General features: G+C 54.6%; 9 protein-coding genes and 2 tRNA genes. 7 read left to right on the forward strand and 4 right to left on the reverse strand.

Translation table 11 applies throughout. The features are described 5' to 3' along the window. Positions 1-4: 4 nt before the first annotated feature. Positions 5-80, reverse strand: a tRNA-Gly gene (locus ACP5VX_RS05460). A gap of 59 nt (positions 81-139) precedes the next feature. Here ACP5VX_RS05460 and ACP5VX_RS05465 point away from each other — a divergent pair. From ACP5VX_RS05465 to ACP5VX_RS05475, 3 genes are read left to right on the forward strand one after another with little or no spacing between them, the layout of a single operon-like run. Further along, positions 140-667 (forward strand): RNA-binding protein, encoded by a 528-nt coding sequence (locus ACP5VX_RS05465; RefSeq protein ID WP_428724878.1) that lies wholly within the window; start codon positions 140-142, stop codon positions 665-667. Positions 668-705: 38 nt separating this feature from the next. After that, positions 706-1,947 (forward strand): ORC1-type DNA replication protein, encoded by a 1,242-nt coding sequence (locus tag ACP5VX_RS05470; protein WP_428724879.1) that lies wholly within the window; start codon positions 706-708, stop codon positions 1,945-1,947. 1 nt (position 1,948) lies between these two features. Next, positions 1,949-2,140 carry a hypothetical protein gene (locus tag ACP5VX_RS05475; protein WP_428724880.1) on the forward strand — a complete coding sequence of 64 codons (192 nt, stop codon included), beginning with the start codon at positions 1,949-1,951 and terminating at the stop codon, positions 2,138-2,140. Here ACP5VX_RS05475 and ACP5VX_RS05480 read toward each other — a convergent pair. Both ACP5VX_RS05480 and ACP5VX_RS05485 read right to left on the reverse strand, forming a co-directional pair. Continuing rightward, positions 2,127-3,410 (reverse strand): replication factor C large subunit, encoded by a 1,284-nt coding sequence (locus tag ACP5VX_RS05480; RefSeq protein WP_428724881.1) that lies wholly within the window; start codon positions 3,408-3,410, stop codon positions 2,127-2,129. The genes ACP5VX_RS05475 and ACP5VX_RS05480 overlap by 14 nt on opposite strands. Positions 3,411-3,419: 9 nt before the next feature. Next, positions 3,420-4,424: a replication factor C small subunit gene (locus ACP5VX_RS05485; RefSeq protein WP_428724882.1), complete on the reverse strand. Its 1,005-nt coding sequence runs from the start codon at positions 4,422-4,424 to the stop codon at positions 3,420-3,422. 61 nt (positions 4,425-4,485) lie between these two features. On the opposite strand from ACP5VX_RS05485, the gene ACP5VX_RS05490 reads away from it, so the two are divergent. From ACP5VX_RS05490 to ACP5VX_RS05505, 4 genes are all read left to right on the forward strand, one after another. Then, positions 4,486-5,046: a hypothetical protein gene (locus tag ACP5VX_RS05490; RefSeq protein WP_428724883.1), complete on the forward strand. Its 561-nt coding sequence runs from the start codon at positions 4,486-4,488 to the stop codon at positions 5,044-5,046. A 1-nt stretch (position 5,047) separates the two neighbouring features. After that, positions 5,048-7,162, forward strand: a complete 2,115-nt coding sequence (gene mcm / locus ACP5VX_RS05495) for a minichromosome maintenance protein MCM (RefSeq protein ID WP_428724884.1) — start codon at positions 5,048-5,050, stop codon at positions 7,160-7,162. A 168-nt stretch (positions 7,163-7,330) separates the two neighbouring features. Next, complete coding sequence (locus ACP5VX_RS05500; protein ID WP_428724885.1) at positions 7,331-7,600, forward strand: hypothetical protein; 270 nt, start codon at positions 7,331-7,333, stop codon at positions 7,598-7,600. Further along, a complete protein-coding gene (locus ACP5VX_RS05505; protein WP_428724886.1) occupies positions 7,584-7,973 on the forward strand; it encodes a thioesterase family protein in 390 nt (129 codons plus the stop codon). The genes ACP5VX_RS05500 and ACP5VX_RS05505 overlap by 17 nt, the downstream gene beginning before the upstream one ends. A 5-nt stretch (positions 7,974-7,978) precedes the next feature. Here ACP5VX_RS05505 and ACP5VX_RS05510 read toward each other — a convergent pair. Continuing rightward, positions 7,979-8,084: transfer RNA gene (locus ACP5VX_RS05510), tRNA-Pro, on the reverse strand. Positions 8,085-8,285: the final 201 nt, after the last annotated feature.

Consider the following 8,285-nt stretch of genomic DNA (forward strand, 5'->3'; position numbering starts at 1 on the left):
TTAGTGCGGCGGCCGGGATTTGAACCCGGGATTTCCGGCGTGGCAGGCCGGCGTCCTAGTCCAGGCTAGACGACCGCCGCTCAACATAGTTAATTAAATGGTTTTGCTTTTAAAACTTACCTCGGAAACCGCTGACGCCTTGGCAAGCGAAGTTGGGAGGGGTTTGCCCCTGAAGTGTCCTAATGAAGGGCGGAGACCGGCCCTGCTTGTTACTTGCCGGACTGGCACCAGGGCTTGGTGCGAGGAGGAGATAGGCGACGTCCTGTTCGAGGTGAGCCCCGATATCGTTGTCGTTGAGACTGGGTTCCCCGACGTACTAGTCGTGTGTTCTAGTGCCGAGCCGAGAACTCTATACAATAGGGCCAAAGGAGGAGAGTACGGGTTCGTGGAGAACATTGTCCCCGTGGACAGAGTCCTCTCCGGGCTGGAGGAATTGGAGGCCGCGATCAAGTCGGCCGTTCGCCCTGGCGAGAAGGTCAGGTTGAGAGTGAAGTCGTTTGGCGTAAGGGGTGTCTCGAGCGAGGTATGGCGGAGGGCCGTAGAGTACATTGAGAGGGCAGGGGGCTCCGTGGACAAGTCCTCTCCGACTTGTCTCCACATTATGGTGTTCAAGGAGTCTATACTGTTGGGGAAAGGGCTGTGCAAGGCGGTTTTTAAGGTAACGTAGTGTAATTAGAAGGCTGAAAGTTTCGGGTGCGTTTTCCGTTGAGCGAGGACGTTTGGAAGATAATAGAAGAGGAGGTAGAGAGGCCGTCGATTTTCAAGAGCAAGGAGAGCCTTACACCAGAGTACATACCCGACACCTTACCACACAGGGAGAAGGAGCTAAAGGAGTTAGCGTCCTACTTTAAGCACCTGGTCTCCTCGCCGGGTAGCTTCTCCCAGAGAGTCCTCTTAATAGGCGGTGTTGGGACGGGTAAGACGGCTACAGCTAGGGTTTTCGGGCGGGACTTCACTAGGTACGCGCTGACCAAGGGCTACAAGGTGAAGTACGCTCACGTGAACTGCCACAGTAACAGGACGCTCTACAACGTGATAGCCGATATGTCCAGGCAGCTGAACGCCCCCCTCCCCTCGAGGGGGCTGTCCGCGAGGGAGATGTTCGAGGCTCTTTTAGCGCACCTGGACGAGACAGACCAGTACGCAATAGTATCCTTGGACGAGTTCCACTACTTCGCGAGCCTCGCCGGAAGGGACGCCGTCTACTTCATAGTCCGGGCCTACGACGTGTTCGAGACGCCTGTCAAGAGGCTAAACTTCATCTTCATATCGCAGGACACCGCCAAGCTCACCCTCCTAGACCCCTCGCTCGAGAGCTACTTGCTACGGCACATGATCAAGCTGGAACCCTATACCTCGGCACAGTTGCTCGACATATTGAAGTACAGGGCCAGTAAGGCTTTCTACGAGGGTACGTACGACGACACGGTACTGAAGTTTATCGCCGACTACGAGGGGCGCGATAAGGGTGGGGGAGGGAACGCCAGGCACGCCATAGAAGTCCTGATGATAGCCGGTGTAATAGCCGAGAACGAGGGGGCTAAGAGAATCACGTTAGAGCACGCGAGAAAGGCGATCATGAAAATCAGCAGGGACATCGTCAACGTGTCCGAAGCAATAAACTACAGCTCTCTACACGAACTGCTCGTCCTCCTCGCGGCGGTGAGGCTCTTGAGGAGGACCGGTAACCCGTACGTTAAGATAGGCGATGTCGAGAAAGAGTACGAGATGGTCTGCGAGACTCTAGGCCAGCAACCCAGGAGACACACCCAGGTTTACGAGTACGTGATGAACCTTAAGAAGGCAGGTATTATAGAAGCCAAGTCCAGCGGGAAAGGCATGAAGGGCAGAACGACGCTCATAGGTATAAACTACGGCCCCCTAGACATGCTCGAGCAGTACCTCATGGACTTGATCAAGAGGAAGATCGCTATTGGTGCGACCTAGAATGATCGACAGGAGGAAACTTGTCATAGAAACCCTTAGGAAGCACGGCGAGTTGAACATCACGAAGTTGTCTAGGTTGACCGGGATACACTTCTCAGTCCTAGAGAAGATCATTATGGAGCTGGTCGAGCAGGGGGTAGTCGAGGAGAAGAGGTACGGTAGGCTAAGGATCGTCAAGCTCAGGTCTTCCTAGCTCTAGCGGGCTTCTTTAGGTAGGACATCACCTCGCTCGCCTTGCTCCCCGCGAGGAACTTGACCATGTCCTCGCTCAAACCATAGGCCTTAGCAATGCCAGCGGCCATTTTCGGGTTTGTCGTGAAGATGACCTTTAGGTACGGTATGACGTCAGACTTCACCGTGGCCTTGCTTGTTAGCAGCCTCCTAGCCAGGGCCTCGGCAATGCTTTCTCTTAGTTCTCTAACCTTCTTGGTCTCGGAGAGCAGCCTAAACCTCTCGGGGTACTTGAACGCCTTGAACTTCCCACTGTAAGCCTTTCTAGCGAAGGCGACTCCGGGCCCCATCATCTCTATAGCGTAGCTCAGTAGGTCCCACGACCCGGATTTGATGATCCTGCCCATGTACACGTCCGCCCTACTCAGGGCTTCAAAGGCCCTCGAGACCTCCTCGGGGTCTTCGTAGTAGGTGGGTATGTGCTCGTTGATCCAAACCTTCAGCGTGTCGTGGTCTATGTTGGCGGAGCTCACGGCATCTTTTGCCTGGAAGATGTACTTGGCGTTGAACACTCTTCTCAGCACTTCAAACGGGGCGTACTCCCTGTCCCTATAAGTGCTCACGGACATTGCCAGTTCTTTCGTGACCCTACCATAGGCCTCTGCGATAGCCTCCAGGTCGTTAATGGCGCTCCTCAAGTCGCCTTCGCTCCTCTTCGCGATCACGTCAAGAGCGTCCTTGTCGCAGCGGACTCGCTCCTTCTCGCAGATCCTGCTCAGCAACTGCACAATGGCGCCTTCTCTCAGTCTCTTAAACTCGATTAGGAGAGACACGTCCCTGAGAGGCCTTATGTTGGGGTTATACGCGTCGTTGGCAGCCATGACAACAGGGTGTTTAGAGTTCTCGATTAGTTGAAGTATTGCCTCCAGCCCTCCGGCGTCGGACTTCGGGTTCAGCCCGTCTACCTCGTCGAGAAATATCAGCTTGCCCTTTCCGCTGAGGCTACCCGAAGAGGCGGTGACTCTCAGTAGTCTGTCTATGTCGCCCTTACGCCTGTAGTCGCTCGCGTTCATCTCGTAGAGTTCAAGCCCGTAGGTTGCTGCGAAGGCTTGTACGAAGCTGGACTTACCGGTCCCCGGAGGACCGTAGAGTAGGGCAGCCTTCTTCTCGGCCTTCCCCCTCTTCCAGTCCTCGTACCAGCTTATAAAAGCCTTTTTAGCCTCCTCCTGGTCGACGAACTCGTCCAGGTTCTTGGGCCTGTACTTGATTATCCACGGTAAGCGCTCACTCAATAAACCACCCTACGATGTGGGCCTGAACTTCTTCCCCATGAACGCGAGGCGTGCGAGGAAGGCGTTCAGCTGTATCTCGTCGTCTGCTCCTTCTACGAGCCTGAACTGTATCTCGCCGGCGTAGTCGGCGATCATGATCCTGGCCTCGTCGGACAGCTTAATGTCGCTGGAGAAGATCTCCCTGTGTATCTGCTTGATTATGTCTAGACCGCTGAGGCCGTAGTTCAACATCAGCTCTCTCAGCTTGTTCCTGGCCTCTATGAAGTTGCCGCTTAGAGCCAGCTGTAGCATCTGCCTAACCTCTTTGGGGTGTGCTAGCCCAACGACTTTGTACACTGCTTCTACTGTGACCTCGCCGAGGGCTGAGGCGGCCTGTAGAATGTTTATCGCCTTCCTCATATCCCCCTCGGAGAGCTCGTATATGGTCTCAAGTGCCTCTGTGTTATACTTCACGTTCTCCTTCTCGGCTATGTACCTCAGTCTCTCTACAACGTCTTCTTTGGATAGTGGCGTGAACCTGAACACCGCGCACCTGCTTTGTATAGGCTCTATTATCTTGCTCGGGTAGTTGGCTATTAGGATGAACCTCGTAGTCGCGGTGTAGAGCTCCATGAGCCGCCTCAAGGCCTGCTGGGCGTCGGCCGTCATGTTGTCGGCCTCGTCCAGTAGTATGATCTTGAACGGTACCTCGCCGGCAACTCTCGTCCTCGCGAACTCCTTCACCTTGCTCCTTATTACGTCGATGCCTCTCTCGTCGCTGGCGTTCAACTCCAGCATGTACTGCCTGTAGTTGTCGCCGTAGAGGTCGTGGGCAAGGCAGTGAGCTAGGGTGGTCTTCCCCGTGCCAGGCGGTCCCGCGAACAGCAGGTGTGGCATGTTCTTCTCTTCGACAAACTTCTTGAGCCTTGCCACGATCTCTTTCTGGTTTACGACCTCGTCGAGGGTTCTGGGCCTATACTTCTCAGCCCATAAAAGGAGGGGTTGCTCGCTCAAATAAGATCGACCCCCGTCCATCTCTATTTGGTACTGGGTAAATAAACCACTTTTAATGGATATGATAATGGTGTGGGTTCGGATGCTTTTCGAGCTGGTTTTTGGGAAAGTAATGGAATTCCTCAAGAGGGATTTCGAGGAGGACTCGGTAAAGATCGAGGTTTACAAAGACGGTTTGAGGCTCACGACCTTCGAGGGGGTTCTAGAGCTGGTCAAAGGTGGGGAGTACACCGTCCCGAGATGGCTAGCGGACTTACTCGCGAAGAAAGGCTACGTCAAGATAAAAGACGCCAGGATACCCGTGGAGAGCCTCTCTGTTTTGGCGTACAACGAGGAGACCGCCTACTCGAAGCCTCTCACTAACAAGCTGAAAGGTTTCTTCTACATGACGATGTTCAAGGCGAGGCGCGACTTAACCGAAGAAGCCAAGACAACGGGTGACCTGTCGAAATTCGAGGAGTTGAAGAAGATAGAGGACGCGATGGACTCGCTCCTGAAGTCTCGGGTCAGGAAGCTAGTTAACTACTCGCTTCTCCCAGACGTACAGCAAGACGTTGAAGAGAAGCTCAGCGAGGAGGAGAGGTACCTGTTGAAGACCCTGCGGGCAATAGTGGCCCTCTGGAAGAAGAAGGTTGGTGAGTAGCATGGTCGAGGCGGTGCAGGGCAGAGAGGCCAAGAAGGCCGTGGACTGGAAATTGAAGTTCTACAAGTTCCTCCAGGACTTCAGGGACTCCGCGGGCGTCTTCAAGTACAGAGAGAGAATATTTAGAATGACCCACATGATGCAAAAGAGCTTAGTGGTGGACTTCAGCGACGTGATCCTGTATGACAGGGAATTGGCCAGGCACATCGAGGAAGAACCCGACAAGGCCCTAGAGGAGTTCTCTTCGGCGCTGATGGAGTACCTGGAGAAGGAGCAGCCGGAGTACAAGGAGGTAGTCGGCAAGGTCTACGTCAGGATTAGGCAGCCGCCCAGAGTGCTGAAGATTAGGGAGCTGACGAGCGACTACATAGGTAAGTTCGTCGCTGTCGAGGGGATCGTCACCAGGGTCACGAGAGTCGAGGCGAAGCTCGTTAAAGCACACTACATCCACATAACGCCAGACGGGGATACCCACGAATTCGACTTCCCGGAGCACGGAGAGATGGGGGAGAGGATCGAGAAGCCCGTCGTGTGCCCTGTTTGCGGAAGGACGGGCAGGTTCGAGATCGACCTAGAGAAGAGCAAGTTCGTCGACTGGCAGAAGGTCGTGGTCCAGGAGAGGCCCGAGGAGATACCGCCCGGCCAGATCCCGAGGAGTATCGAAGTAGTGTTAACAGGCGACCTAGTGGATTCTGCCAGGCCAGGCGACAGAGCGCTCATAACGGGAGTCCTGAGAGTAATGCCGACGCAAGCAGTACAGAAGGCTATGGGTAGGTCGGTCTTCTCGTTCTACATAGAGGCAAACCACGTCGACGTCCAACAGAAGGTCTTGGAAGAGATCGAGATCACGCGAGAAGACGAGGAGAAGATCAGAGAGTTGGCCAGAGACCCCTGGGTTAGGGAGAAGATCGTTGCCAGCATCGCTCCGTCGATCTACGGTTACTACGACATCAAGGAGGCGATCGCTCTACTGCTCTTCGGTGGGGTACCAAAGGTGATGCCAGACGGTACCAGGATCAGGGGCGACATACACGTGCTTCTTGTAGGAGACCCTGGTACGGCGAAGTCCCAGCTCCTCCAGTACACGGCTAGGATAGCACCGAGAGGTATTTACACGAGTGGCAAGGGCTCCACGGCGGCCGGCCTGACGGCCACGGTCTTAAGGGACAAGAACACGGGCGAGTACTACCTGGAGGCGGGGGCGATGGTGATAGCCGACGGTGGGGTGGCAGCCATAGACGAGATTGATAAAATGAGGGAGGAGGACAGGAGCGCGATACACGAGGCCCTCGAGCAGCAGACCGTCAGTATAGCGAAGGCGGGCATAGTTGCTAGGCTGAACGCTAGAGCCAGCGTCCTCGCGGCGGGTAACCCGAGGTTTGGGCGTTACGACCTCACACAGCCTATAAGCAAGAACATCGACTTGCCGCCCACGATCCTATCTAGGTTCGATCTGATCTTTGTTATTCAGGACATCCCGTCACCCGAGAAGGACAGGAGGCTCGCAAGGCACATACTGGGCGTACACAGCGATATAGAGAAGGCTAAGCCCTTCATAGACCCGCAACTATTGAAGAAGTACGTGAGCTACGCTAGGAAGTACGTTAGACCACAGCTAACCCCGGAAGCCATGAGGCTGATAGAGGAGTTCTACGTGGCTATGCGTAAAGGCGGTATCAAGGGCGAGGACTTGAAGTCGCCGCCACCGATAGCGATAACGCCCAGGCAGTTAGAGGGCCTGATCAGGTTGGCTGAGGCACACGCTAAAATGGCGCTGAAAGACAAGGTCACTATAGAAGACGTCGAGGAGGCTATAAGGTTGATGTACACTACTCTTAGGAAGGTCGGCTTCGACATAGAGTCGAAGACCATCGACATCGACGTGCTAGAGACGGGTGTATCGAGGAGTAAGCGGGAGAAAATGAAGGAGTTCGTCAGGTTCCTCAACGAGACATTCGAGCAGGTGCCGGAAATCGAGGTGAGCCAGCTAGTTAAACTGGCTAGAGAGAAGGGATTCGAGAAAGACTTCGTCTACGAGATGATCCAATACCTAAAGAACAACGGGGAACTTTACGAGCCGATGCCTGGGAAGCTCGCAAAGACTTCGAGGTACTGACTTATAGGCAGACCCACTTGGGGTGGTCTGCGGGAGCGGCTTGAAACACTCAGTGGGGCGTAGGGAGCTCTTCACGGTTCTGTGCTGGAACGCGTCATCATCGGGTAAATTTATAGGTAAAAGATTATAAAATCCGTTTAATCTCCTCAAACTATGGGTGTTTACGGTATGAGCGAAGAGGTGGTGTTCGTCGTCAAAGTCGGCGAGAAGGAGGTCGAGATCAACGAGAACACGCTAGCTGTGTTGAGAGAGTACTTGAAAGCGCCCATGAGCCTAGACGAGCTAGCCCGTAAATTAGGTCTCGAGTCCTGGGAGGAAGCCTACGAACTGATTAAGGCTGTGCCAGCCTGGGTGCTCTGGACTCCCCCGTCGTTGTGGAAGAGCAGGGTCAAGTGGTACCTCCAGAAGCAAGGAGGTGCGCATGAGCGTCCAGGTTAAAGTAGGCGAGGAGTGCGTAGAAGAGTTCGTCGTAGAGGAGAAACACACAGCATCGCATATCGGTTCGGGCACGGTCTCAGTCCTGTCCACCCCCAGCATGATAGCCTTCATGGAGAGGACGAGTCTGAACTGTGTTCAGAAGCACCTGCCTCCACAGTATACAACCGTCGGTACCATGGTGAACGTGAGACACCTGAAACCAGCACCTCTCGGAGGTAAGGTGGTGGTGAAAGCCAGAGTTGTAGAGTTCGACGGTAAGAGGATACTTTTCGAAGTAGAAGCCCTGTACAACAACGAGACGATAGGCAAAGGGCTGCACGAGAGGTACGTTGTCGACAAGGAGAAGTTTCTGAGCAAAGTTAAAGCCCGTTGAGGTAATGGGGCCGCCGGGATTTGAACCCGGGACCACCGGCGCTCCGGGACAACCCGGCTAGGCGGGGCATCCCCCCAGGCCGGCATCCTAGCCAGGCTAGACGACGGCCCCTCGAGTACTATTATACTAGTCTACACCCTTCTATTAAACCTAATCACGGGTACATCTAATGGGAGTTGATTTAGGCGGCGAACTCCACCCTGAGACATTGAGAATACTGGAGACCGTCCCGCTGGGGGAGAGGTCGCGGAGGGGCCAGTTCTTCACGCCGAGGCGGCTGAGGGAGGAGGTGCTGGGGCGCATACCCCGCTT

This window comes from Thermogladius sp. (genome assembly GCF_049970955.1).
Classification (GTDB): Archaea; Thermoproteota; Thermoprotei_A; order Sulfolobales; family Desulfurococcaceae; genus Thermogladius.